Origin of the sequence: Catenulispora sp. GP43, from assembly GCF_041260665.1 — a bacterium.
GTDB lineage: Bacteria > Actinomycetota > Actinomycetes > Streptomycetales > Catenulisporaceae > Catenulispora.
In genome coordinates this window covers 1-25333 of record NZ_JBGCCT010000009.1, presented here as the reverse complement: position 1 = coordinate 25333, position 25333 = coordinate 1, and the positions used below count along the sequence as shown (strand labels likewise).

Annotated in this window: 24 protein-coding genes; 14 read left to right on the top strand and 10 right to left on the bottom strand. The window is 73.1% G+C overall.

From position 1 onward, the window contains the following. The first annotated feature begins 28 nt into the window (after nt 1–28). Both ABH926_RS19490 and ABH926_RS19485 read left to right on the top strand, forming a co-directional pair. Complete coding sequence (locus ABH926_RS19490) at nt 29–802, top strand: ABC transporter ATP-binding protein (protein WP_370367100.1); 774 nt, start codon at nt 29–31, stop codon at nt 800–802. Then, nucleotides 802–3342, top strand: coding sequence for an FtsX-like permease family protein (locus ABH926_RS19485; RefSeq protein WP_370367099.1), 2541 nt, complete (start codon nt 802–804; stop codon nt 3340–3342). The genes ABH926_RS19490 and ABH926_RS19485 overlap by 1 nt, the downstream gene beginning before the upstream one ends. A 52-nt stretch (nt 3343–3394) precedes the next feature. Here the strand turns inward: ABH926_RS19485 and ABH926_RS19480 are convergent, their stop codons facing one another. From ABH926_RS19480 to ABH926_RS19470, 3 genes are all read right to left on the bottom strand, one after another. Then, entirely contained in the window at nt 3395–4081 is a 687-nt protein-coding gene (locus ABH926_RS19480) for a hypothetical protein (RefSeq protein ID WP_370367098.1), read from the bottom strand. 76 nt (nt 4082–4157) lie between these two features. Next, on the bottom strand, nt 4158–6155 hold the full coding sequence (locus tag ABH926_RS19475; protein ID WP_370367097.1) for an LCP family protein: 1998 nt from the start codon (nt 6153–6155) through the stop codon (nt 4158–4160). Beyond that, nucleotides 6148–6570, bottom strand: coding sequence for a DUF6542 domain-containing protein (locus ABH926_RS19470; protein WP_370367096.1), 423 nt, complete (start codon nt 6568–6570; stop codon nt 6148–6150). The genes ABH926_RS19475 and ABH926_RS19470 overlap by 8 nt, the downstream gene beginning before the upstream one ends. 180 nt (nt 6571–6750) lie before the next feature. Here ABH926_RS19470 and ABH926_RS19465 point away from each other — a divergent pair, with 180 nt between their 5' ends. The 4 genes from ABH926_RS19465 to ABH926_RS19450 are packed head-to-tail and all read left to right on the top strand — an operon-like array spanning nt 6751 to nt 10849. Next, nucleotides 6751–7584 carry an ABC transporter ATP-binding protein gene (locus tag ABH926_RS19465; RefSeq protein ID WP_370367389.1) on the top strand — a complete coding sequence of 278 codons (834 nt, stop codon included), beginning with the start codon at nt 6751–6753 and terminating at the stop codon, nt 7582–7584. 10 nt (nt 7585–7594) lie between these two features. Further along, nucleotides 7595–8935, top strand: a complete 1341-nt coding sequence (locus ABH926_RS19460; RefSeq protein ID WP_370367095.1) for an FtsX-like permease family protein — start codon at nt 7595–7597, stop codon at nt 8933–8935. Nucleotides 8936–8970: 35 nt separating this feature from the next. Further along, a complete protein-coding gene (locus tag ABH926_RS19455) occupies nt 8971–10191 on the top strand; it encodes a sensor domain-containing protein (RefSeq protein ID WP_370367094.1) in 1221 nt (406 codons plus the stop codon). Between the two features lie 10 nt (nt 10192–10201). After that, complete coding sequence (locus tag ABH926_RS19450) at nt 10202–10849, top strand: response regulator (protein ID WP_370367093.1); 648 nt, start codon at nt 10202–10204, stop codon at nt 10847–10849. 245 nt (nt 10850–11094) lie between these two features. Here the strand turns inward: ABH926_RS19450 and ABH926_RS19445 are convergent, their stop codons facing one another. Beyond that, entirely contained in the window at nt 11095–11490 is a 396-nt protein-coding gene (locus tag ABH926_RS19445; protein ID WP_370367092.1) for an STAS domain-containing protein, read from the bottom strand. 87 nt (nt 11491–11577) lie between these two features. On the opposite strand from ABH926_RS19445, the gene ABH926_RS19440 reads away from it, so the two are divergent. From ABH926_RS19440 to ABH926_RS19430, 3 genes are read left to right on the top strand one after another with little or no spacing between them, the layout of a single operon-like run. Then, nucleotides 11578–12030 carry an ATP-binding protein gene (locus ABH926_RS19440; protein ID WP_370367091.1) on the top strand — a complete coding sequence of 151 codons (453 nt, stop codon included), beginning with the start codon at nt 11578–11580 and terminating at the stop codon, nt 12028–12030. Further along, nucleotides 12018–12515, top strand: coding sequence for an ATP-binding protein (locus ABH926_RS19435; RefSeq protein ID WP_370367090.1), 498 nt, complete (start codon nt 12018–12020; stop codon nt 12513–12515). The genes ABH926_RS19440 and ABH926_RS19435 overlap by 13 nt, the downstream gene beginning before the upstream one ends. Next, nucleotides 12512–13684 carry a SigB/SigF/SigG family RNA polymerase sigma factor gene (locus ABH926_RS19430; RefSeq protein ID WP_370367089.1) on the top strand — a complete coding sequence of 391 codons (1173 nt, stop codon included), beginning with the start codon at nt 12512–12514 and terminating at the stop codon, nt 13682–13684. The genes ABH926_RS19435 and ABH926_RS19430 overlap by 4 nt, the downstream gene beginning before the upstream one ends. A gap of 67 nt (nt 13685–13751) precedes the next feature. Here ABH926_RS19430 and ABH926_RS19425 read toward each other — a convergent pair whose 3' ends face one another. Further along, nucleotides 13752–14147, bottom strand: a complete 396-nt coding sequence (locus ABH926_RS19425; RefSeq protein ID WP_370367088.1) for a response regulator — start codon at nt 14145–14147, stop codon at nt 13752–13754. Between the two features lie 135 nt (nt 14148–14282). On the opposite strand from ABH926_RS19425, the gene ABH926_RS19420 reads away from it, so the two are divergent. Both ABH926_RS19420 and ABH926_RS19415 read left to right on the top strand, forming a co-directional pair. Beyond that, the gene (locus ABH926_RS19420) at nt 14283–14762 is read left to right on the top strand and encodes a hypothetical protein (protein ID WP_370367087.1); all 480 of its coding nucleotides are present in this window, start codon (nt 14283–14285) and stop codon (nt 14760–14762) included. 179 nt (nt 14763–14941) lie between these two features. Continuing rightward, nucleotides 14942–15565 carry a hypothetical protein gene (locus tag ABH926_RS19415; protein WP_370367086.1) on the top strand — a complete coding sequence of 208 codons (624 nt, stop codon included), beginning with the start codon at nt 14942–14944 and terminating at the stop codon, nt 15563–15565. Between the two features lie 519 nt (nt 15566–16084). Here the strand turns inward: ABH926_RS19415 and ABH926_RS19410 are convergent. Continuing rightward, the gene (locus ABH926_RS19410; protein WP_370367085.1) at nt 16085–17551 is read right to left on the bottom strand and encodes a protein kinase; all 1467 of its coding nucleotides are present in this window, start codon (nt 17549–17551) and stop codon (nt 16085–16087) included. A 209-nt stretch (nt 17552–17760) separates the two neighbouring features. Between ABH926_RS19410 and ABH926_RS19405 the strand changes: the two genes are divergently transcribed. After that, nucleotides 17761–18213 (top strand): flavodoxin family protein, encoded by a 453-nt coding sequence (locus ABH926_RS19405; RefSeq protein ID WP_370367084.1) that lies wholly within the window; start codon nt 17761–17763, stop codon nt 18211–18213. Between the two features lie 31 nt (nt 18214–18244). Here ABH926_RS19405 and ABH926_RS19400 read toward each other — a convergent pair whose 3' ends face one another. From ABH926_RS19400 to ABH926_RS19385, 4 genes are all read right to left on the bottom strand, one after another. Then, nucleotides 18245–19840: a PQQ-binding-like beta-propeller repeat protein gene (locus ABH926_RS19400; RefSeq protein ID WP_370367083.1), complete on the bottom strand. Its 1596-nt coding sequence runs from the start codon at nt 19838–19840 to the stop codon at nt 18245–18247. A gap of 111 nt (nt 19841–19951) precedes the next feature. Next, a complete protein-coding gene (locus tag ABH926_RS19395; RefSeq protein ID WP_370367082.1) occupies nt 19952–20380 on the bottom strand; it encodes a ribonuclease domain-containing protein in 429 nt (142 codons plus the stop codon). A gap of 180 nt (nt 20381–20560) precedes the next feature. Then, entirely contained in the window at nt 20561–21367 is an 807-nt protein-coding gene (locus ABH926_RS19390) for a CHAD domain-containing protein (RefSeq protein ID WP_370367081.1), read from the bottom strand. Next, a complete protein-coding gene (locus ABH926_RS19385; RefSeq protein ID WP_370367080.1) occupies nt 21364–22335 on the bottom strand; it encodes a hypothetical protein in 972 nt (323 codons plus the stop codon). The genes ABH926_RS19390 and ABH926_RS19385 overlap by 4 nt, the downstream gene beginning before the upstream one ends. Nucleotides 22336–22429: 94 nt before the next feature. Between ABH926_RS19385 and ABH926_RS19380 the strand changes: the two genes are divergently transcribed. Both ABH926_RS19380 and ABH926_RS19375 read left to right on the top strand, forming a co-directional pair. Then, entirely contained in the window at nt 22430–23209 is a 780-nt protein-coding gene (locus ABH926_RS19380; protein WP_370367079.1) for a cyclase family protein, read from the top strand. A gap of 155 nt (nt 23210–23364) precedes the next feature. After that, nucleotides 23365–25008: a thiamine pyrophosphate-binding protein gene (locus ABH926_RS19375; RefSeq protein ID WP_370367078.1), complete on the top strand. Its 1644-nt coding sequence runs from the start codon at nt 23365–23367 to the stop codon at nt 25006–25008. The last annotated feature ends 325 nt before the right edge of the window (nt 25009–25333 follow it).

The window sequence follows — 25333 nt, the reverse complement described above, 5'->3', positions numbered from 1 at the left end:
GACAGTCTAAAGCTTAGGCTTTCTAGGTATGACGATGATCGCCGCTGCCGGCCTCACGAAGAGCTACGGCTCCGAGCCCCACCGCGTCCCGGCGCTGCGCGGTGTGGACGTCGCGATCCCGCAGGGCACCTTCACCGCGGTGATGGGGCCCTCGGGATCCGGCAAGTCCACGCTGCTGCACTGCCTGTCGGGCCTGGACACCGTGGACGCCGGCACGGTCCGCATCGGTGCCGCCGAGATCACGGCCCTGTCGGAGCGCGCCCTGACCCGGCTGCGCCGCGAGCGCGTCGGCTTCGTGTTCCAGGCCTTCAACCTGCTGCCGACGCTGACGGCGCGGGAGAACATCGTGCTGCCGCTGGAACTCACCGGCCGCCGCCCCGAATCAGGGCACTTCGACGCGGTGGTCGAGCTCCTGGGCCTGGCCGACCGCCTGGCGCACCGGCCCTCGGAACTGTCCGGCGGCCAGGCGCAGCGGGTGGCGATGGCCCGCGCCCTGATCACCCGCCCCGACGTGGTCTTCGCCGACGAGCCCACCGGCAACCTCGACCGCCGCACCGGCCGCGAACTCCTGGACCTGCTGCGCCGCAGCGTGAGCGACCTCGGCCAGACGGTGGTGATGGTGACGCACGACCCGGCCGCCGCCGCGCGCACCGACCGGGTGCTCCTGCTCGCCGACGGACGCATGGTGGACGACCTCGTAGAACCTTCGGGGGCTGAGATCCTGCGCCGGCTGGATGAGCTGGATGAGCTGGATGAGCTGGACGGTACTGAGGTGCACCCCGAGCCCGAAGCGAGCCGCTGATGCGCATCCTCACCGTCCTGGGCCGCGGAATCGCCGCCCGCAAGGCCCGCGGACTGGCCACCGCCGGAGCCGTCGCGGCGGCCGCCGCCTTCCTCGCGTCGAGCTACATCCTCACCGACACCATCGACGCCGGCATGAAACAGCAGGCTGATTCGGCGACCGCCGGCGTATCCGCGGTCGTCACCGACGCACGCGGCTTCGGCGGCTCGGTCCTGACCGGCGCGCCGACCCTGCCCGCGTCGCTCGTGGACCGGGTTCGCGCCGTGCCCGGTGTCGTGGCGGCCGACGGCGTCGTCGAGGGTTACGCGATGCCCCTGGACCGCGAAGGCCACACCACCTCCTCGCTCGGCGGTATCGGCCTGTCGATTCCCGCCGATCCGCGCCTGCGCCTGGTGACGCTGCTGACCGGCCGCTGGCCTCAGGGCCCTGACGAGGTCGTCGTCGACGCCGACACCGCCGGCAGCCTGCACGTCGCCTCCGGCGCGACCCTGCGCGTCGCGCTGTCCAGCGGCGTCCGGTCCTTCACCGTGGCCGGCACCGTCGGCTTCGGCGGCGCGCAGAACGTCGCCGGGCTCAGCGTCGTCGGCTTCGATCCGGCCGCCGCGTCCGCGCTGCTCGGCAGTGGGAACACCGTCGCCGCGGTCGAAGCGGTCGGCGCCGCCGGCGTCGATCCGGCGGTGCTGCGAGCGCGCATCACCAAGGCCGTCGGCGGCGACTACACCGTGCGCACCGGCGCGCAGCAGGCGGCGCAGTTGGTCAGCCAGGTCGGGACCGTGACCGCCACGATCGGTGCGGTGCTCCAGGTCTTCGCCGTCGTGTCCGTCGTGGTGGCGGCCCTGCTGATCGCGAACATCTTCGCCGTCACCGTCGCGCAGCGCACCCGCGAACTCGCCCTCCTGCGCTGCGTCGGCGCCGGACGCTGCCAACTGGCACGGCTCGTGCTCGCCGAAGCCTCCCTGATCGGCCTGGCCGGCGCGGCCGTCGGCCTGCCCCTGGGGCTCGCCGTGACCACCGGCCTGCGCTGGGGCTTCGACCACTTCGGGCTGCCGCTGCCGGCCGGCCCGACCGTCGTCGCGGCGCGCACGGTCATCCTGTGCTTCGTCGTCGGCCCCGGTATCTCGGTCCTCGCCGCCGCGTCAGCCGCACGCCGTGCTTCGCGCTCCCGTCCCCTGGCCGCCCTCAGCGCCGTGACCTCTGCCGATCACGCCGGGCGCCTGTCCTGGTGGCGAGGCGCGGCGGCGGTGGCCGCGTTCCTCGGCGGCGCCGCCCTGGAAGCCGGAGCGGGAGCGCAGGGCATCGCGCCGGCCGGGCTCGGCAGCATCCTGATTCTCCTCGGCGTCGGGCTGGCCGGCCCGGCGCTGGTGCAGCCGCTGACCGCCGTGCCCCGCGCCATCGTCGCTGCGGTATCAGGGTTCTGTGGCCGTCTCGCCGGGCGGCAGATGACGCGCGAGCCGCGCCGTGTGGCCGGAACCGCCGGCACCCTCGCCGTCGCCGTGGCCACCGTCTCCGTCGTCGCGGCGATGGCGGCGTCCCTGGTCTCCGAGAGCGAGGCCGACGTCCGCCGCTCGCTGCACGCCGACCTCGTCGCCTCGACCACCGCCGGCTCCGGCGCCACCCTCGACCCGGGCGCGGCGGCCAGGATCGCGGCGCTGCCCGCAGTGGCGCACGTGACCGGCCTGTCCTGCGGCATCTTCAAGACGCCCGGCGATTCGGAGAAGGCCTGCGGCATCGACGCCGCCACCCTGCCCGCCGACGTGGACCCCGGCGTGACCGCGGGCCGCCTCGCCGATCTCGTCACGCCCGGCACCATGGCGGTCAGCGCCCTCGCCGCTCAACGTGATGGCTGGCACCTCGGGCAGAGCATCCCGATCACCTTCCCGGTCGGGGGGACCCGCTCGGTCCGTATCGCAGCGCTCTACGACAACGAGCAGGTTCTGGGCGCCTTCCTGATCCCCGAATCCGATTACCTCAAGGCGTATCCGGCGCAGGATCAGGGCTTCGAGGAGATCCTGATCCGCACGGATCCGGGCCGGACCGCGCAAGCACGTCAGGCGGTCGCGACGGCGCTCGCCGCGTACCCGCAAGCCACCCTCGACGATCGTGCGGGCTTCGCGGTCCACGCGGCGCAGGGCTTCCAGCTGCTGGCGACCATCATGACCGCGCTGCTCGCGCTGAGCCTGCTGATCGGCATCCTGGCCGTCATCACCAGCCTGGCTCTGAGCGTTCTGGAACGGACCCGGGAGATCGGCCTGCTGCGCGCGGTCGGGGCCGAGGCGGGGCATATCCGGACCCTGATCCGCGGCGAGGCTTTGGCCACCGTCGCCACCGGGACGGCCACCGGCGTCGTGCTCGGCCTGCCGATCGGCTGGATCCTGGCGCGGGCCGTGATGGACGGCCACCTGCCGGGCCCGCCCTCGGTCCCGGTGCCGCTGCTCGCGGTGGTGGTGCCGGCGACGTTCGCCACCGGCCTGCTGGCGGCGGTCGCGCCGGCCCGCCGCGCCGTGCGGATCGGAGTCCTGCGGGCGCTGCGGGCCGAATGAGCGGCCGCCGGTCACCGGCCACTGGCAACCGGCCACTGATAGCCGCAGTTGGCTACGCCTGCGGGTCGCCGCCGGCCGCGTCCTGATCCGTGCTGCCGCCGGCTGCGTCCTGGGCTGCGCTGTCGCCGGCCGCGCCCTCGATCGTGCTGCCGCCCGCCGTGCCCGCTGCCGCGGTGTCGCCGGCCGCGCCGCCCTCGGTCCCGCCGGTCGGCGCCGGGCACCCGTGCCCCTCCGCCCCCATGTCGATCACCGGCACCGGGTCCAGCCCGAGATGCGCGGCTATCCGCGTCAGCAGCGCGTCCTGCGCCGCCAGGTGCTCCTGCAGCTGCGCGGTCTCGTGCAGCGTGGCGCTGGCGTCGTGGTACGTCGCCTCGCTGCGCGCGTCGGCGGCCGCGGCCTGCACGTTCTGCCCCACCATGATCACCGACAGCAGCACCAGCTGCAGGAAGGTCTGCGCGACCCACGCCACGATCGTCGAGGCGCCGCCGCGGATCGCGTCCGGCAGGCTGATCAGGTCGAAGAGGGCGAACGCGTACGCGCACCACATCGAGCCCACGACCTTGGTGATGATGAGCGCGGCCTTGGTGTTGAACCGGGTGACCGGGTTGTCGGTGCGGTGCTGGTCGGCGACCTTCACCGGGCCGACCGCGTGCCGCGCGGTGATGTGCGGGTGCGGGATGTGCTCGTAGTGCAGGTGTTTGGCGCGGTCCAGCGGATTCGTCGGGCTCGTCGGGCTCATCGGGGCTCTCCCTGGCTTCAGCGGTGCCCGATGGCGGCGGCACCGTCCGCCGGGTGCCGCGCACCGCCGAGCGGGGTCAGTTCACGCAGGTGATCCCGTTGTCCATCGCGATACCGGGAGAATCCGCCGGATCCTGGGTGCCGGCCGGATCAGGGTTCGCAGGATCCGCCGGGCCCGATCCGGCCGGGCCGCTCGGCGCCGGAGGCTGGGGGCCACCGGGCGGAGTGTAGTCGGCCCCGAGTCTGATCAGCACATGTCCGGCCGCGGCGCGGGCCGAGGGGACCGGTGCGGCCTGCAGGCCCAGGGTGGCCGCGAGTTGTCCGGCGGCCTTCGCCGCGCCCTTGCCGTACAGGATCGTGGTGTGGGTCTGCGCGGCCGCGCTGCCGGTCTTGTCCACCGCCCAGCCGGAGGCGGCCAGCCAGTCCCCGACCGTGGTGGCCAGTCCGGTCCTGGCGGTGGCGTTGTAGAGGTCGACGACGGTGTGGGTGCCGGTCGGCGCGATCGCGGCCGGGCGCATGCCGGTCCCCGCGCTGCGGGCGTCCGGCAGCGGGGGCAGGGCCGGGGCGCCGGCGGCGAGCTGCGGTGGGGCGGCCGAGGTGGCCGAGGCGGCCGGCGCGGCCGGCGCGGCCGGCTGGTCCGCCCCGCCCTGCTGCTCCGGCAGCCCCGGGCGGTCCGGCCCGAGCCCGAGCCCGGCGCTCGGATCGGTGAGCGGCTGCGGCCCGAGCCCGGCGGCCGGGTCCCCACTGCTCTCGTAGTCCTGGGCCAACTCGTCGGCGAACTGCTTGGCGTCGCCGAACCCGGTCATCACGATCTGCCGGATCTGCAACGGGTTCACCGTGTTGACCGAGCCGTCGTCCGGCAGCACCGGCTGCCCGGTGATCGGCAGCTCCCGGAAGTCGGCGTCGCCGCCGGTCAGGTTCTGCGCCCGGTCGGCGAAGTCCAGCACGTCCCAGGAGTCGTCGATGACCACGTCCTTCTTCACCACGTCGAACAGCGCCCGCATCTTGCCCAGGTCGCCGATCACGCCGTCGTTCTTGAGCTTGTACAGCACCGAGGCCAGGAAGGCCTGCTGCCGGCGGTTGCGGTCGAAGTCGCCGCGCAGCAGGTGGAAGCGCTGGCGCACGAACTGCAGCGCGGTGGCCGCGTCCAGCATCGAGTGGCCGGCCGGCAGCTTCAGCCCGGTGCCGGCGCCGTCCTCGATCGGGTCGTCCACCGGGTGGTTCAGGCAGACCTCGATCGGGCCCACGGCCTTGGCCACGTCGTAGAAGCCCAGCAGGTTGATCTCGGCCAGGTGGTCCACGTGCTCGCCGGTGAGCAGCTGCACGGCCCGGATGGTGGACTCCCGGCCCACCTCGCGGCTGACCTTCTCGATCTGCGCCTGGTCGGTCATGCCCGAGGCCTTCAGCCGGTCCACCGCGATCGCCTTGGCCCGGCCGTACGCCTCCTTGATCTTGTGCATGCCCAAGTCGGGGATGTCGCCGACGGCCGAGGAGCCGCCGGGCTCCTCGACGTAGTCGTCCCGGGCGATGGAGAACGCGGTGACCCGGCCGCCGTCCGCCGGGATGTGCATGAAGATCAGGACGTTGGCGTTGTAGCCGCCGATGTCGGAGGAGCCGGCGTGCAGTTCCTGCTCGACGAAGTCGGTCGGCAGGTCGTTGCCGTTCATGTCCTTGCGCGAGTCCAGGCCGATCAGCAGGAGGTTGACCGAGCCGTCCAGGTGCGGGGCGACGTAGCCCTTCTCGCCGGAGCGGATCTCGTTGATCGCGTCGGAGGTGTACAGGCCGGAGGTCAGATTGTGGTACGCGGCCCAGGTCGCGGCGCTGGCCAGGACGATCGCGGCGGAGGCGGTGCAGGCCGCGGCGCGGGCGGCGGCTGTGAAGCGGCGCCGGCGCGGCGAGGGGGGCTGGCGCCGTTCGGGACGCTCGGGGCGCGGCGGGCCGGGCGGCTTCGGCGGCTGCTGCGGCCGCGGGCTACAGTAGCGCAGGTCGTCCTGTGTGCGCCGGCCCGCCGAGCGCGGGGACAGGTCGTACGGTGGCTGCGGTCGCGGCTGCCGTGGCGGAGTGCGATCAGGCACGGGCCGACCTCCGGCGGGCGACCCGGCGTAACAGCGCGACGGCCGCCGTGGCCGCCAGCGTCACCGCCATCGCCGGGAACGCCTCGATCATGCCGCGGGCCACCGCGACCGCCTGCCCGCTCCGCGATCCGGACGCGTCGAAGAGCTCGCGCCCCACGCACACCGTCCAGATCGCCACCGGCGCCAGCGGCAGCACCCACCACAGCCCGGCCGGCCGGACCCGCACCGCCGCCAGCGAGGCGCCCCCCGCGCACAGGACCGCGAAGACCATGCCGCCGAAGAACATCCCGACGGCCGGCGCGAGCACGAGCAGAGCCGTGACGCGACCGGCCGTGATCTGCTGCGGCCGGCCGCGTCTGGCGGGCGCCCGGTGGCCGGTTCCGGGGGTGTTGCGGGTGCCGGGGCTGTGAGGCATGTGGCACATCCTCACATCTTGGGCGGCGGTGGCGGGATAAGACCGAGAAGTGTCTGATGCCGCACTTATCAGGTGATGCGCTGATCGGTCCCCGGGGTCGACTTAGGTCCCCTGCGAAGACAGGTGATAGCACCCCTGATTCCTCGGGCGTGCCGCGCGAACCTGGATCACATGACAGCCATGGAAGACGCGCTGCGTCTGGAATCGGTGAGCAAGACGTTCGGCGGCCAGCTGGTGGTCGCCGCATTGGACCAGGTCAGCCTGAGCCTGCCCTATGGCACCTTCACCGCCGTCATGGGGCCTTCCGGCTCGGGCAAGAGCACCCTGCTGAACTGCGCCTCGGGCCTGGAGCGCCCGGACTCCGGCCGGATCCTGATCGGCGGCCAGGAGCTGGACACCTCCGACGAGACCGCCGCGACGCGCTTCCGCCGCGGCCGCATCGGCTTCGTGTTCCAGGCCTTCAACCTGCTGCCCACGCTCACGGTCTGGCAGAACGTGCTGCTGCCGGCGCGGATCGCCGGGACCCCGTTGAGCAGGGCCGACAAGGAACGGGCCCGCGTCCTGCTGGAGCGCGTCGGCCTCGGCGACCGGCTGAACCACCGCCCGGCCGAGCTGTCCGGCGGCCAGCAGCAGCGGGTCGCGATCGCCCGGGCCATCGTGAACCGGCCCGCGCTGCTGTTCGCCGACGAGCCCACCGGCGCGCTGGACTCGGCCCGGGCCGCCGAGGTGCTGATGCTGCTCGGCGAGTCGGTGCGGGAGTTCGGGCAGACCGTGGTGATGGTGACGCACGACCCGGTCGCCGCCGCCTACGCCGACCGCGTCCTGTTCCTGGCCGACGGCCGGATCGTGGACGAGATGCGGGCACCGCGGGCCGCCGGGGTGGCGGCGCGGATGGCCGCGTTCCGTCCGTCCGGCGCCGGCCGGGGAGCGGGGCAGAGCGCGGGGCAGAGCGCAGGGCAGGGTGCGGGCCATGACATGGGCTCCGCGCTCCGCTACACCGGATCGGCGGCCTGACATGCGCACCGTGAGCCTGAGCAACCTGCGGCACCGCCGCGGGGCCTACCTCGCCTCGTTCCTGAACCTGTTCCTCGGCGGCGCGATCCTCACCGGGTTCGCCTCCCTCTACGAGACCGGCAGCACGCCCGGCCTGGCCAAGGCCGACCGCTCGGCGCTGCAGACGATGGCCCTGGTCATCGGCGGGTGGGGCGCCCTGATCATCGCCTTCGGCACCGCGGCCACGCTGAGCCTGGCGGTACAGCAGCGGGAGAAGGAGATCGCGCTGCTGAAGGCGGCCGGCGCGCTGCCCGGGCAGATCCGCCGCATGATCATGATCGAGACCGCGGCCCTGCTGGCGGCCGCGGCGATCCCGGCGACGCCGGCCGGCATGGCCGTGGGCCGCACCGTCCTGGCCACGCTGAAGTCCACCCATCAGGTCTCGAACGGCGTCGCCTTGAAATTCGGCGCTACGACGCTGGCGATCGGCCTCGGCGACATCACGCTGGCCGCCCTGGTGGCCGCGATCGTGGCCGGGCGCCGCGCGGCGAATCAGAGCACCGCGACCGCGCTGGTCTCCGCCGCGACCCAGGACGCCGGGATGTCGCGCAAGCGCGGGATCGCGGCGGTCGTGCTGATCCTGGTCGGTCTGGACGCCGGGGTGATGAGCGCGACCCTGATGAAGAACCAGGGCTACGCCACCATGTCGACCGCCGGCCAGGCCTGCATCCTCACCGGCATCGGGCTGGCACTGCTGGCCCCGGCGCTGATCCGGGTCACCGTCGCGGTCCTGGGCCCGCTGATGCGCCGCGGCGGCGGCTACCTGGCCGAGGCCGAACTGCGGCGGCACTCCCGGCAGGCGGCCGGCATCCTGATGCCGGTGATCCTGTTCGTCGCGCTGGCCAACGGCGCGCTGTACCAGCAGTTCATCCAGGACGACGCCAACCGCGCGCAGCACCTCGCCATGTCCGCCGACGACAAGGGCGTGCAGACTCTCAGCTTCCTGGTGGTCGGCATGATCGCGCTGTTCGCGGCGGTGGTCGTGGCGAACATCGCGGTGGCCGCCACGCTGCACCGCCGCCGCGAGTTCGGACAGCGGCGGCTGATCGGCGACACGCCCGGCGAGGTGCGGCGCTCGCTGGGCTGGGAGGCGTGCGCGATCCTGATCGCCGGCCTGGTCTTCGGCACGCTGGCGGCGCTGGCCGGGGTCGTCCCGTTCAGCTACGCCAAGACCGGCCACCTGATGCCGCAGCAGAGCCTGTGGGTGTTCTTCGCGGTGGGGGCGGGTGTCACGGCCCTGACCCTGGCCGCGTGCCTGGGCGCGGCGCGCCGGGCGCTGAGCGTGCCCGCGCTGGCCGCGATCGGCGGGTAGTCAGGATAATGGCGACGCACGAAGGGACGAGTGGGATGGCCGGGCTGTCACAGGTGGTCGGAGGTGGGGCCGACGCGTGGCGCGAGCGTGCCTCCGCGACCGCGCCGGCGGCCGGCCGGGGCCTGGTGCTGGCCCTGGTGTCACTGCTGGCGGGGATCCCCCTGCTGGTGGCGGCCGCCCTGACGCTGGGCCTGATGCCGATCGGCGGCGGCGTGCTGGTGCCGCCGGTGATCCGCGCGGTGCGGGGCCTGGCGAACTGGCAGCGGGGGATCGGGGCGCGCTGGAGCGGCGTCGAGATCGAGCCGCCCTACCTGCCCCGGGCCGGCCGGGGCCGGCTGCGGTGGCTGCTCGGCGACCCGGCGACCTGGCGGGACCTGCTGTGGACGGCCACGAACATCCCGGTCGGACTGGCGCTCGGGCTGCTGCCGCTGACGCTGGCCGGCTGGGGCGTGGTCGGCCTGTGCTCGATCCCCGGGCTGGCGCTGAGCGCTGACGTGTTCTGGTGGTTCGGCCTGGCGTTCGGGCTGCCGGCCCTGGTGCTGGCGCCGTTCGTCGGCCCGGCCCTGATCCGGGCGCAGGCGCTGTGGGCCCGCCGGCTGCTGGCGCCGACCGACGTCGGCGAGCGGATCAGCACCCTGACCGTGACTCGCGAGCGGGTCAGTGACGACGCCGAGGCCGAGATGCGCCGCATCGAGCGGGACCTGCACGACGGGGCCCAGGCCCGCATGGCGGCGGTCGGGCTCAGCCTGGGCATGGCCGAGGACCTGATCCGCGAGAACCCCGACGAGGCGATCGCGCTGCTGGCCGAGGCCCGCGAGCACAGCGGCGCCGCGCTGGCCGAGCTGCGCTCCCTGGTCCGCGGGATCCTGCCTCCGGTGCTGGCCGAGCGCGGCCTGGGGGACGCGCTGCGGGCCCTGGCGTACGCCTCGCCGATCCCGGTGGAGGTGCGCAGCGACCTGTATCCGACACAGCGGCTGCCGGCCCCTCGCGAGTCGGCACTGTACTTCGGGATCGCCGAGGCGCTGGCGAACGTGTTGAAGCACAGCGGTGCGGCGCGCGCCCGCATCGAGGTGTTCCGGCGCGAGGACCGGGTGGTCGCCGAGGTGTGGGACGAGGGCTCCGGAGGCGCGGAGGTCGACGGCGGGCAGGGGCTGGCCGGCGTGCGGCGGCGCCTGGCGGCGTTCGACGGGAGCCTGACTGTGGACAGCCCGGTCGGCGGGCCGACCACGGTGACGCTGGAGGTGCCGTGCGAGTGAGGGAAACCCGATGCGTGTAGTGCTGGCCGAGGACCAGGCTCTCCTGCGGGACGGCTTGGTCCGCTTGCTGACCGCGCACGGCTTCGAGGTCGTCGCGGCCGTGGAGACCGGCCCGGACCTGGTCCAGGCTCTGCTCGCGGAGCGGCCGGACGTGGCGGTCGCCGATATCCGCCTGCCGCCGACGTATCGGAACGAGGGCCTGGCCGCCGCCCTGGAGGCCCGCCGCCGGCTGCCGGGCCTGCCGGTGTTGATCCTGTCGCAGCACGTCGAGCCGCTGTATGCGCGCGAGCTCCTGTCCGACAGCGCCGGCGCCATCGGCTATCTGCTGAAGGACCGCGTTTCGAACGTTCGTTCGTTCCTGGAGGCGGTGCGCACCGTCGCCGGCGGCGGTACCACCATGGACCCCGAGGTCGTGGCCAAGATGCTGGCCCGCCGGTCCCGGGACGAGCGGCTCGGCGCGCTGACCCCGCGCGAGCGCGAGGTGCTCGCCGCCATGGCCGAAGGGCACGCCAACGCCGGTATCGCGGCGCGGCTGGTGATCACCGAGAAGGCGGTCAGCAACCACATCAACACCATTTTCGCCAAGCTCGGGCTGCTGCCGGATCTGGACGGCAACCGCCGGGTGCTGGCCGTGCTGGCCTTCCTCGACACGGCCTGACGGCCCCGCTGGCGGGCTTCCCGTGCAGCTTCATGTGCAGGCGGAACGGGACTCTTACCGGCCACCGTGCTCCCGGCCGGTCGGCAGGCCGCGGGTTCTTCCTCTCCCTGGGCTATGTTTGGGCACGTCGAATGCATGACAATGGGCCCGGCGCCGCAGATCGAGTTTGGATCCGGTGGAACGGGTAGCGGTGTTCGCGGTGGCCGACGGATCGGACGCGAGGAAGGGGTGGCGATGACCGATGGTCAGCGTCCGCTGCCGCTCCCGTTGATGTCGAGCACGAACAGGTCGGCGACGCCGGCCAGCTGGAGCACCCGCAGCACCGCCTCCGAGGGCGCGGCCAGCGTCAGCCGCGCGTCCGAGGCGCCGGCCTTGTGCTGGGCCCGGATCAGCGTCCGCAGGCCCATGGAGTCCAGGAACGCCACGCGCGAGCAGTCCACGACGACCTGCGCCCCGGGGCGCACGTACTCGTCCAGCACGCTCCACAGGGTGTCCGCCGCCGCCAGGTCCACGTCGCCGGCCACGGTGACCGTGACGGCCCCGCCGACCTTGCCGCCGTCCTTGCCGTCCCCGGACACCGCGGCGGCTCCGCCCCGGTCCGGGTCGTTGTCGACCTCGACCGAGAAGCCCTCGACCGCCATGATGCCTCCTGTTTTCCCACCCAGCCCGCGTGATCCCGAATCGCTACCGACGATATCGGGTCGGCTCACGGCTGGGAATCTGGCGCGATGACCTCGCGTCGGACGGCCCACACGCACCTGGACCCCGGACCCTCGGCCCCGGCCCGCGCCCGGGCCTTCCTGACCGACACCTGCCGGCGCTGGCGGGCCGAGGACTTCGTCACCGACGCCGCGCTGGTGGTCAGCGAGCTGGTCACGAACGCGGTCCGGCACGCCGGGACCGAGATGCGCCTGGGGCTGGAGCTGCAGGACGGGACGCTGAGCATCCGGGTCCACGACCACGGCCCGGGCCTGCCGCGGCTCATCCCGCCGGCCGAGCGCGGATTCGGCGGCCAGGGCCTGGCCATCGTGGTGCGATTGGCGCAGGCCTGGGGGGTCGCGGTCGAGGACGGCGGGGGAAAGGCCGTATGGTGCCGACTCGGGCCACGAGCGGCGGTGACGGCCGGCGCGGGCTCGCAGGGGTCGCTGTGGAAAGGGGAGCAGGACGTATGGAGCGCGTGAGCGGTGTGGGTGGTGAGGCCGGCGTGGGCGCGGGTGCCGACGGCGGCCGAGCGGGCACGGACGGCCGTGTCCCGGTGACGCTGAGCATCCCCGCCGAACGCGACTACGTGGTGCTGGTCCGCTCGGCGGCCGGGCACCTGGGCGTGCGCGCCGGGTTCTCGATGGCCGAGATGGGGGACTGGCGGCTGGCCGTGGACGAGGCGTGCGGCCTGCTGCTGCTCCCGGACGAGGTGGACGCCATCGGCGAGGAGCTGGACTGCGTGTTCCGGCTGGGCCCGGCCGGGCTGGCGCTCACCGTGTCCGCCGAGGCCAGGCCCGGCTCCAAGCCGCAGGTCGGCGGGTTCGGCTGGTCGCTGCTGGCGGCCCTGGTCGACGACCTGCAGTGGGCCGAGGAGGAGGGCCGCGTGCGGGTGGACATCGTCAAGCGGGCGGCGGGCAACGACGGACCAGGACGGGACGGCACGACCCGGGCGGGGGTGCGGTGAGCACTCGGGGGAACGGTCCCGGTCCGGCTTCGTCCGGCCGCGGCGGGCCCGGGCGCGACGGCGATGCGGTGCGCCCGGCGGCAGCGGCCGAGTCGGGGCCGGCGGCGCAGGGCGTCCCGAGCCCGGCTCCCGCCCCGGCTCCGGCTCCGGCCCCGGCGGCTCAGCCGGTGCCGGTCGCGCCGGTCGCGCCGAGCGCGCCGAGTGCGCCGAGTGCCCAGGGTGCGCCGAGTGCCCAGAGTGCGCCGAGTACCCCGAGCGCGCCGGTCTCGCCGCGCGCGGTCCGGGCCGACCGCCGGCTGCCCGACCAGGACACCGACATCCCCCTGCCGAGCATCCCCTCCCCGCGGCTCGGCGGCGCGCCGCGGGACCGCGCCGAGCACCGCGCGGAGATCCACCGCCGTTTCGAGCTGCTGGCGGAGTGCGAGCCCGACAGCGCGGCCTATCGGACCCAGCGCGACGAGCTGATCGCCGAGCACATGAACTACGCGCGCTACGTCGCCTCGCGCTTCAGCGTCCCGGCCGACACCGCCGAGGACCTGGAGCAGGTCGCGTACCTGGCGCTGATCAAGGCGGTCGACAACTTCGACCCGGCGCGCGGCACGGCGTTCCTGGGCTACCTCACCCCGATGGTGGCCGGCGAGATCAAGCGCTACTTCCGCGACTCCACCTGGGACGTCCACGTCCCGCGCCGCATGCAGGAGCTGAGCCTGGCCCTGCACGGCGCCCCGGCCGAGCAGCTGGAGCGCCGTCTGGGCCGCTCCCCGACGATCGCCGAGCTGGCCGAGCACCTCGGCGCGCAGCCGGAGGAGATCGTCGAGGCCTTCGACGCCTCGGCCGCGTACAGCGCCACCTCCCTGGAGCGGCCGCTGGTGCCCGGCGACGAACAGGGCGCGAGCCTGGGCGAGACGCTCGGCGTGGACGACGACGCCTACGAGTGGGTCGTCGACCGTGAAGCGCTCAAGCCGTTGCTGGCCGCGTTACCGGAGAAGGACAAGCGGATCCTGCTCATGCGCTTCTTCCGGGGCATGACGCAGAGCCAGATCGGGACCGAGCTCGGCGTGTCGCAGATGCAGGTCTCGCGCTACCTCACGCGGATCCTCAGCACACTGCGCGACGCGGTGTTCGTCGAGGACGACGAGGAGCCCGGCAAGGCCGAGGGCAGGAAGTGAGGGGCGGGGCCGCCGCCCGGCGCTCCGGCCCGGCTCGCCCTGGCCGAGCCCGCCCCGGCCCGGGCCGCTAGTCCATCAGCTCCGCCAGCACCCGCAGCAGCCGCGTGACGTCCACCGGCTTGGGCACGTGCGCGTCCATCCCGGCGGCTCGCGCCTTGGCCTGGTCGGCGGCCGTGGCCTCGAACGTCACCGCGATGATCGGGGTGGCCGCGACGTGGTCGAGCTCACGCATCCGCGCGGCGGTGGCGTAGCCGTCCAGGCCGGGCATCGCGACGTCCATCAGGACCGCGCGGATCGTCGGGTCGTGCTCGACCGCCCGCAGGCCGTCGGTACCGCTCGCGGCCTGCACGATCGTCAGGCCGCGGGCACTGAGCGCGCTGCCGAGCGCGAAGGCGCCGCGCCGGTCGTCGTCCACGATCAGGATCTTCTCGCCGGTGAAGCGCGGTTCGGCAGGGTGCGCCATCCCTCCATACTCCGCTGTCGCCAGCCTTTTGAGAACTCTGATTCGAATCCTGCTCGTGAGGAGCGCGGATTGGTGGATGCGGAACGGGGTAACGGCGGGTGTTCCGGCAACGGGCCGGGCTCGGGAGGGGTCGTCGTGGCCGTCACTGTGATCATCGTCCTGGTCGTCCTCGCCGCCGCGGCGGCGCTGTTGTTCCTCGGTCCCGCCGGCTGGCGCACCTCGGCCGCCGGCACCTTCGGCGGGCTGTCGACGCGTGTCGGCAAGTTCATCGAGAGCGGGCGCGCCGACCCGCGCAGCGCCGGCCGGATCGGCGGCGCCGCCCCCATGCCCCAGGCACCGCGCTTCAACGACGCGGACCGCGCCTACCTGGACGGCGTGTGGAGGCATGTGCAGAGCACCTTCGTGAGTGATCCGCGAGTCGCCGTGACCTTGGCGCGCAGTACCGCCGAGGGCTTCTTCATGGCGCACGGCGTCCCGACCGACGGGCTGCCCGAGGCGCCGGACGCCGCCGGGGACGAGGCCGCCGGGGACGAGGCCGCCGTCGAGGACACCGAGGCGCTGCGGCAGCGGCTGCTCGCCATCAAGACGTGGTCGGACCGGGAGGCCGCCCGCTGAGCCGGCGCGGCTGCCGTCGCCGTACCCGGCAGCCGCGCCGCTTTTCCGCGTGAGCGCATCGAATGTTTCGAAAACTGCGCCTGTTTCGGAAACTGCGACCGTTTCAAAACCTGTGACCGGGTACCTGGCAGGGGCGCGGCGCCGCTGAACTCAACCGCGTAAGCAGTGAGGAGGCTGCTATGAGCACCATGACCGAAAAGGAAAGCCCGTACGCGATCGGCGCGGACGTCTCCTGCGCCGACGGCGACTGCGGCCGGCTGCACCGGATCATCATGGACCCGGCCACCAGGGCTCTGACCCATCTCGTGGTCGGGCGCGATGCCCATGCCGCCCGGCTGGTGCCGGCCACCCTGGTGGCCAGTGCCGGGACCGGCTCGATCGTCCTGACCTGTACCGCCTCCGGCTTCGACCTGCTGGAGCCCGCCGAGGCCACCGAGATGGTGGCGCCCGCGGCCCCGTCCGGGGGACCGGTCACCGGCGGGGGCGCGCTCGGCGGCGGCTACCGGGCCCCGTCCAAGCCGGACATGGTCACCTACGACCGCGTCCCGGCCGGCGAGGTCCAGCTGTGCCGCAACGAGCGCCTGCACGCCGCCGACGGCGACATCGGGCACATCAAGGGCCTGATGGCGGCACCGGACCACCACGTCACACACATCCTGCTCAGCGAGGGACATCTGTGGAGCCGCAAGGAAGTCGCGGTCCCGATCCGCAACGTGGTCGACGCCACCTTCGGCGTCCAGGTGGACCTGACCCGCGAGGAGCTGAAGGACCTGCCCGCGATCGATCTGACGCGGGCCGGGTGAGGACCCCGGCGGCCGGCCCGACCGTCGGCCGCCGGATCGTCCGGGATGAGGTGCTGGCGCGTAGTGCGGCGCCAGACGGGGAGCCGGGCACACGCAAGGACGGCGGCGTGCGAAGGCGCACGCCGCACCGGACGGCCGGCCGGCGGGCAGCCGGACCGGACCAGAGCGGACCCGGGACCGCAGGCGGGTGCGGCCCCGGGTCCGCTGCGCCAAGTGTGGAGGCGGCGCGGCCTGGCGCGCAGTCGATTCGAGAGGGTTGGCGGCGGATGGCGCTTGACATGTCCGTTCGAAGTCCGGTTCCGGTCTCGCACGGACTGGCCGGAGGCGGCGACGGCGATCGCCGGTGGAGACGTGGGCGTGGCGTGAGGATGCGGGTGCACTGGGGACGGCTTGCCCGGTGGGCCGCCGTCCGCTGCGGGATGCGGTAGGTACGGGGTCTGCGACGATGCCCCGGATCGGCGGTCATGAGGGATCCGACCGCCGACCCGGCGATGACGTGCTGTCCGGTAGCCGGGACGCTCAGCTGTGGCTTGAACTAGCCGCCGTAGTAGCCGCCGCCGAGGTGTGCGGCGTCGAGGGGCTCGACGACGGCGGCGCCGCCGACGAGCTCGAACTGCTGCTCGGCGTGCTCGGCGCCGAGGTGCTCTGCGTCGTGGACACGCTGGTGCTCGCGGTCGTGGTCGGGACGCTCGTGGTGGACGAGGTCGAGACCGGGGTCGTCGGCATCGGCGGGGAGCTGGTCGTCGGGGTCGGGGTGGTCGCCGAGGTCTGCGACGTGGTCGTGCTCCCGACCGAGCGGGTCAGCGGCGACTGGCTGGTACTCGTTCCCACCGAGGCCGCCGGGGGTGTGCCCGGGCTGTGGTTCCCGTTGCGCAGCACCAACACCAGCGCTGTCGCCAAGGCCGCGATTACCGCGACCGACAGCAGTCCGGCCACCAGCCCGGCACCGCCCGCGCCTCCGTTGCGCGCGCCCCGCGGTGGCTCGCCGAGGCCGATGCGTTCGGCCGTCCGTTCGCCGACGGGCTCGAGCCGCGCCGTGGGCCGGTCCGCCGACGCGTGGAGGACCAGCGTCGGATCGGGCGCCGGGCCGGGGGTGGTGAGCGGATCGTCGTCGGGCTGCGGGAAGACCGCGATCCCCTCGTAGTCCAGGATCTCGGCCGCGCTTTGCGCTATCGCCGCCGTCAGGTCCGCCGGCAGCCACGCGCCCTCCGGCACGCTGTCGGCCATCCGCCCGATGATCTGCGCGGTGCTGGGACGGTGGGCCGGTTCCTTGGCCAGGCACATGGCGATCAGCGGCGCCAGCGAGTCCGGCACGCCGGACAGGTCCGGGTCGCCGTGCGCGATGCGGTAGAGGAGCGCGTGCTCCGGTCCGCCGCCGAACGGGTTGCGACCGGTGGCGGCGTAGGCCAGGACGGTGCCGAGCGAGAAGACGTCGGTGGCGCCGGTGAGCTCCTGCCCCTGCGTCTGCTCCGGCGACATGAACCCCGGGGAGCCGATGATGGTGCCGACGTCGGTGCGCGTGAGATCCGCGGCGGCGATGACCCGGGAGATGCCGAAGTCGATGACGTGCGGGCCGTCCACGGCCAGCATCACGTTCGACGGCTTCATGTCCCGGTGCACCACCCCGGCCGCGTGGATCTCGGCCAGCGCCCGCGCCAGCCCGTAGGCCAGCACCCGCAGCGAGGTCTCCGGCAGCAGCGAACCGGCGCCCACCACGGCGCGCAGCGTCAGCCCGGACACATAAGCGGTGGCCAGCCACGGCGTCGCCGCCTCGGGATCGGCATCCACGACCGGAGCGGTGAACCGCCCCGACACCAGCCGCGCCGCCGCGACCTCCTGCCGGAACCGCCGCCGGAACTCCCGGTCCTGCGCCAACTCGGCCTTGACCACCTTCACCGCGACGGTCCGCCCACCGCGCGTCCGGCCCAGGAACACCTGCCCCATTCCCCCGGTACCCAGCCGCGCGATCAGCACATAAGGGCCCACAGTACGCGGATCCTCTGCTCTCAGCGGTTCCACTAGCGGACCTCCCCGATCGGTCGTTTCTACCAGTAGTAGTCCAGCATCGCAGTGAACAGAAGCGCCGGGCGCGCACAAAGCCCCCGACCGCCGGCGCTCCACCCGATCGGGCGGTTCGGCGCACCGTCGGGCCGGTGCCGGTCGTTGAGACTGGCCGCGAATGGCAGGATCACGACATGCCCACCCTGCTGATCGTCCACCACACGCCGTCGCCGACCCTGCAGTCGATGTTCGAGGCCGTCCTCGCCGGCGCGACCGACGACCAGATCGAGGGCGTGACGGTGGTGCGACGCCCGGCCCTGGCCGCGACGGCGGTGGACGTTCTGGCCGCCGACGCGGTGATCGTGGGGACGCCGGCGAACATCGGTTACATGTCCGGCGCCCTGAAGCACTTCTTCGACCAGGTCTACTACCCCTGCCTGGACGCCACGAAGAAGCTCCCGTACGCCGCCTACGTCCACGGCAACAACGACACCGCCGGCGCGCTGCGGGCGATCGAGTCGATCGCCGGCGGCATGGGCTGGGAGCGGGTGTTCCGGCCGGTGACGGTGACCGGGGAGGCTGCGAAGGCTGATCTGGAGGCGTGTTGGGAGTTGGGGGCGACGGTGGCGGCGGGGCTTATGGAGTGAGCGGGGGAGACCGGCGAGATCGCCGACGCCGCTAGCGCCACATCGCAATGGGCCGGTTGTCTCCCGTGCCGTCTTCGGCGACCCGCACATAGCCACCGTCGACGACGAACAGCTCGCCCCCGTCCCAGTCGAACCTCTTGTCGCCGGAGATGACGTACGCCATCGTCACGCGTCCGGTGCCCGGGTCGAGCCGCACGATCCGCGGACGGCTCCAGCCCGGTGTGGCGACATATAGTCCGTCCGGCTGGAGGTCCAGCGCGGCGGTGCGGTTGGACGTCCACCAGTCGGAATCACTGTCCGCCGTGTTCTGCCAGAGGCGGTGTCCGTCGGCCAGCGAGAACGCGGCCATCTGGTCGGTCCCGTCGGGCAGCGTCACCGGGGAGACCAGGAGGTCGTCCGTGATCACGGCGTGCGGGACCGGTGCGTCCTGAAGCAGATCGGCGACGGGGTCGCTGATCGCGATGTCCTCGTCCGGCTGGGCGGTGGGGATCGCAGCGCGCTGGCGGCCCTGCGCGTCGTAGGAGACGACGACGTCCACGGGCCGCGACGCCTGTTCGGAGACGTGCACGACGGCGGGATCGACCGACAGGACCTGCCGCACGTCGAAGGAGCCCGGGACCGGGAGCTTCGCCTTCCAGCGGACGGCCCCGGTACTCGCGTCGAGGGCGACCGTCTCCCCGCCGGAGCCGCAGCCTTCGATGGCCAGCACCTGACCCGCGTCCCCCGCGACCGCGTCCTCGGTACAGGAATCCGTGACCTGGCTCCGCCACCGCGGCGTCCCGTCGCGGAGTGAGACCGCCCGGATCCCGCCGTCCTCCTTCAGGAGAGCGGTGTCCGCGCCGACGGCTACGGAGTTGGAGGAGGAAGTCTCGATGATGGCGGAGAGCGCCGAGGCTTCACGCTCGACGGTCCACAACTGCTTCCCGCTCCGCAGATCAATGGCCCCGACTTCCGTGCACGGCTGCCCGTCGGCCCGATAGGCGACCAGGCCGATGTGCTCGGACACGGTGTGGCTGACGGTGCAGACGGTGTCCTGGCCGGGGATCGGGAAGGTCCATTCGACATGCCCGTCGCCGGCCGCATAGGCGATGACCGCATCGGTCCGCACGCGCACGACCGTCGAGCCGTCAGCCCAGGAGCCCACCTCGCGGACCGTCGACGGCCGGTCCGTCGCGGCGACCCACCGGGCTTGCGGCACGTGCAGGCCGCCGATCGAAAGGCTGGCCTCGCTGGTCCGCCGCCAGTGATAGATGAACACACCGGGGAACAGGCCGATGATGACACCGACGGCGAGGATCGCGCGCGGGAGCTTCTTGCGCAAGCTCGTCGGCCACCACTTCACGGCGGCCGAGCAGAGGCCGCCGATCACGAAGAACGGGCCGACGGCCAGGAAGATGATCGACGGGAAGCCCGGCGACGCGGCGCAACCGGACTTCGCGCCCACGGCGTGGCACGCGCCGACGTGCGGCCCGAAGAACGCGGCATGCCAGCCGAGGATGTTCATCGCCACGGCGAAGCCGACTGTCAGGCCGAGAACCAGGATGAGGGCGGCACCGGCCGCCCTCCTGCGGTAGCGCGTCGCCGCGGGGTGCGTCGCGAGGTCCCCGTCCGATGTCTCGTCTCGCACTTGTTTTGCCACAGTGAGCACGTCCCCCCGGATCCTTCGAGTGCTGACGCAGCTCAGAGTAGACCGCGCCGCCGTCGAGGCCGACGGCGGCGCAGCCCTGAAGAGCGATCCCTACGAGCCCGACAGCTGGTAGAAGTCGCTGTAGTGGTCCGGCGAGTACCACACCTCCCCGGTGTCCATGTCCACGACGATCCGTACCGCGTCGCGGTGCGCGCCGCACGCGCGCGGGTTGACGTCGAACTCCTGGAAGCTGTCGCCGGCGGGCAGCTGGCCGTCGTCGTTGTAGTAGGTGCCGCCGGCGTAGTTGCACTCGCCGTCCGGCCAGTCGTACCAGCCGCGCGAGCTCGGGTAGTTCATGGACTGCCAGGTCGAGTTCGCCGAGGCCGCGGCGGCACAGCCGCTGATGTTGCAGGATCCGTACACGGTCGCGTTGGCGGCGGGGCTGGCGATGACGGTGACGGTGACGGCGGACGCGGTGGCGGCGACGGCCACGGCGAGGCGTTTCGTCCAGGACAGGCCTAGACGGCGCTGGGTCGGCATGGAACCTCCAGGTCGTGGGGGAAGGTGGTCACCGGTCACCATGACGCTGATCCAGGGTCTTCGCTACAGGGCAATCCCTGAACATCGGGCCCTGATGCAAAGATTCACCCATCAGGGACCGGATACGTTCCATGCACGTAGCCCGGTGTTTGCCGGAGGTCTTCGATCGGATACAGAGCGCTACTTCAGGCTCGGCTTCGCAGCCTTCCAGGCCTTGCGCACCCGCTTGTCGAAGTCCCGCGAATCGCACCGCACCAGCCCGAGCAGCACCCCGTACGTGAACGAGTCCTCCCCGGCCTGGTGCGCGCCGGCGGCTAGATCGACGAGCGCCGAGGCGGCGACCACCCGGTCGTGCTCCTCGCCGAGCACGTCCTGCAGCGCCTTGATGGGCTTGGCGTCCGGCAGCCCCAGCGCGTCGGCGGCGTAGCGGGCCCGGCGCGCGGCCTTGCGCGCGTCGTGCATCGCGACGTCCCGTTCGGCGCCGTGTTCCATCGGCAGCGCCGCGCGCATCCGCTTGCGGACGCGCCGGTGCAGGCGCGACAGGTCGGCGTCCTTGCCGGGCTTCGCCGACGCGAAATACGTGTCGAGGTTCTTCAGAAGTCTGCGATAGCGCGGCGAGTCCAGGGCGTCGGTGACGCGTCCGAGTGCTGATTCCCGCTCCAGCGCGAAGACCCGCTCGACCCGCTCGCGCACCGGGCCCAGGACGTACTCCGGCGGCGTCCGTTCCAGCAGGTCCAGCACCTGCCCGGCCAGCACCTCGGCCTCGCGCGCGGGCCCGAGCGCGTCGCCGAGCCAGCCCAGCTCCTCGACCAGCGCCACGCGTTTCTCGTCACCGGGCAGCACGTCTTTGAAAGTCCGCAGGTTCGCGCGCAGCGTCCGGGCCGCGACCCGCATCTGGTGAACGGCGTCGTGCTTGTCCTCGCGGACGTCCGGTGCCAGGTCGGCCAGCTTGGCGGACTGGGCCCGCAGCGATTTCAGGAGGCTCATGTGGTGAATCCCATATGCACGTGGTCGTGATGGGTCGGGTCGCTGAAGAACTGCGGGCCCGACAGCTGCCGGGGCCCGCCGACGTTGTACGAGCCGAGCGCCGCGGCCCTGCGCATGAGGTTGTCAACGAGGGCGGTCGGCGTCGCGGGGTCCACGACAGCGTGGCCGTCAATCCGCCAGACGTCAACCGCCCGGCCGCGCGGATGGTCGGAGAGCCGGTTGGTGCCGAAGACGTAGATCGGGTGGCCGGAGCGCACCACGCTCACCATCAGCTCGTGCTCCTGCGACAGCTCCTGCAGCACGGTCAGGACGCTGTCGTGCACCTGGCCGCTGCGCACGTCGGCCAGCCCGGCCGGCGGCAGGCTCACGCGGGGGTTGGCGAGCAGGGTCTTCGCGGCGGCGGTGGGGGTCGTGGTCGGCGGTCCCGGCTGCGAGGGGTTCACCTGCGTCACCGTCCAGCGCGGGCTGGCCTGCACCAGCCGCACGTCGTAGGTGGCGACGCTGGTGACCACCAGGACGCTGGCCGAGGTGTCGAGCAGGCCGCCGTACTGCGCGTCGTACACCAGGAGGTCGGGGCGGTTCAGCTCGGCCACGATGTGCTGGACGGCCACCGCCTTGACGTCGGGGTTCAGCTCGCCGGGGCCCGGCGTCCACAGGGCGGCCGGCGTCGGCACGGTCGGGGACGCGGCCGGGGACGACGGGCCGCCCGGGGTGACCGTCGGCGACGGCGCGGTCGACGTGCCGGTCGGGGACGGTGCGGGGGATGCGGAGCCTGACCCGGTCGCCGGCGAGGTCGGCGAGGTCGGCGAAGTCGGCGATGTGGGTGACGCCGGTGACGTCGTCCCGGTCGTCGCCGAACTCGTCGCCGCGCCCCCGACGTTGCCGTGCGAGGAGTCGCACGCCGCCGTCACCATCGCCGCGCCGAGCGCCGCGATGCCGCCCCGGAGAATCGTCCGCCTTGTACTCATACGCTTCAGTATCCGTCAGAATCCGCGTCCGGCGGCGAAAGAGCGCGCCGCCGCGCGGCTGACGAGCGGTCGTGCCGGGAGTACCGTGCCAGATATGACGCTGCTGGCCCAGCTGGCCGAGGCGGTCGCCGCCGGGACGATCGAGGTGGTCGACCTCACCGCGCCGCTGTCGCACGAGACGCCGATCCTGCACCTGCCCGAGCCCTTCACCAACACGGTCGAGTTCTCGCTCCGCGAGATCAGCCACTACGACGAGCGCGGCCCCGCCTGGTACTGGAACGACATCGTCACCGGCGAACACGTCGGCACCCACTTCGACGCCCCGGTGCACTGGATCACCGGCCGCGACGGCGAGGACGTCTCGCAGGTCGCGCCGCGCCGGCTGATCGGCCCCGCGGTGGTCCTGGACGCCTCCGACCGCGCCGCGGACGACCCCGACCACCTGCTGCAGATCGAGGACGTCCGCGAGTGGGAGGCCAAGCACGGCCCGCTGCCGGAAGGCGGCTGGCTGCTGTACCGCACCGGCTGGGACGCCCGCGCCGGCGACCAGGCCGCGTTCCTGAACGCGAACGAGACCGGGCCGCACAGCCCCGGCTTCTCCGTCGAATGCGCGAAATGGCTCGCGCAGGAGACAGCGCTGCGCGGCATCGGGGTGGAGACGGTCGGCACCGACGCCGGCGCCGCCCACGGCTTCGACCCGCCCTTCCCCTGCCACTCCTTCATGCTCGGCGCCGGCAAGTACGGACTGACGCAGCTGCGCAACCTGGACCTGCTGCCGGCGCGCGGCGCGGTGCTGATCGCCGCGCCGCTGCCGATCGTGCGCGGATCGGGGAGTCCGGCGCGGGTGCTGGCGCTGGTCGAGCGGGAGGGATGATGGCGCAGCCGGCGGCACCTTTCCCGGCTTCGGCCTGCCGGTCGGCACGCGTTCTCCCGTAGTGAGCGAAATTCCGTGCGCCCCCGGGGCGGCGTTGTGAAGCACACAGTGGCGGGTAGGTGAATGCCGCCGCGTCCCGAGCGATCGGAGGACCCATGCCCGCACAAGAGACCGTCGCCTCCGAAGTCGGCCAGACCCTGCGCGAAGCCGGCGCCGACGTGGTCTTCGGCGTGGTCGGCAGCGGCAACTTCCACGTCACCAACGCCCTGGTCGACGCCGGGGCGCGGTTCGTCGCCGCGCGGCACGAGGGCGGCGCGGCCACCATGGCCGACGCCTACGCGCGGGCCAGCGGCGGGCTCGGGGTGCTGTCCGTGCACCAGGGCCCGGGCCTGACCAACGCCATGACCGGCATCGCCGAGGCCGCCAAGAGCCGCACGCCGCTGGTCGTCCTGGCCGCCGAGGCCACCTCCCGGCTGTCCAACTTCTGGGTGGACCAGAACGCCCTGGCCCGAGCCGTCGGCGCCCTGCCACGCCGGGTCAACAGCGCCAGGTCGGCGCGCGCCGACACGCTGACCGCCGTGGCCACCGCGCAGTCCGAGCGCCGGACCGTCATCCTCAACCTGCCGCTGGACGTGCAGCAGCAGCGGGTCGAGGGCGGGAACCGCTTCGGGCTGCTGTCCGGCGGCTCGACGGTGCACCCGCGCGAGGACGACATCTCCGCGCTGGCCGCGCTCCTGGAGGAGGCCGAGCGTCCGGTCTTCATCGCCGGGCGCGGCGCGCGGCTGGCCGACGCCGGCGAGGCGATCGCTGTGCTGGCCGAGCGGGCCGGCGCGCTGCTCGCCACGTCCGCCGCCGCGCGCGGGCTGTTCCGCGGCGATCCGTTCGACCTCGACGTCAGCGGCGGGTTCGCCACGCCGCTGGCCGCCGAGCTGATCCGGGCCGCGGACCTGATCGTCGGCTGGGGCTGCGGCCTGAACATGTGGACGCTGCGCCACGGCACGCTCATCGCGCCCGACGCGAAGGTGGCGCAGGTCGACACCGAGCAGGACGCGCTGGGCCGGCACCGGCGGGTGGACCTCGGGGTGGTCGGCGACGCCGCGGACACCGCGCGGCAGGTCGCCGACCGGATCCGCACCAGGCACGGCTACCGTTCCCGGGAGATCGCCGGCCTGGTCCGGACCGAGGGCCGCTGGCCGCAGATCCCCTTCGCCGACCGCTCCACCGCCGACCGCATCGACCCGCGCACCCTCTCGGCCGAACTCAACACCCTGCTTCCCGCCGAGCGCACCGTCGCCGTCGACTCCGGCAACTTCATGGGCTACCCGGTCATGTACCTGGACGTCCCCGACGCCGAGGGCCTGGTCTTCACCCAGGCCTACCAGTCCATCGGGCTGGGCCTGGCCACCGCGATCGGCGCCGCGCTGGCCCGTCCCGACCGGCTGACCGTCGCGGCCCTGGGCGACGGCGGCGCGCTGATGTCGGTCACGGAGTTGGAGACGGCGGTCCGGGAGCGGCTGGGCCTGTTCATCGTCGTGTACAACGACGCGGCGTACGGCGCGGAGGTGCACCACTTCGGGCCGCACGGCGACGACCTGGCGACGGTCACGTTCCCGGACACCGACATCGCCGCCATCGCGCGCGGCTTCGGCTGCGAGGCCGCCACCGTCCGCACGCCGGAGGACCTCAAGGTGGTCGCGCCGTGGCTGGCCGGGCCGCGGGACCGACCGCTGCTGCTGGACGCGAAAGTGGCTGCGGACGAGGCCTCCTGGTGGTTGGAGGAGGCTTTCCGCGGCCACTGACCTGCTTTGTTTCGGTGCTGCCTGTGAGGTACCTGCGGGTTTCGCGGGAGCATGCGGTCGGGTGGTGGGTTTAGAAGCTTTTTACGGCTTCGCGCATGGTTTGCGGGATTCGTTGGTGGCGCGGGTCGGTGGTGTGTCGCGTCGTGTGGGTGGCGGTGGTGTGGGTAGGTGGTTTCGTCTACTGCGACAGTCAAAAGCCGCAGTCAAAAGCCACAGTCAAGGTCAAAAGCGCCTCCGGCGGCGCCTGCGCGGCGAGCGGCCTGGCCGGAAAATGATGGTTCGCGGGGGCAGGGTGCAGTGTCCCGGCTGCCCGGGTTGTGTGGTG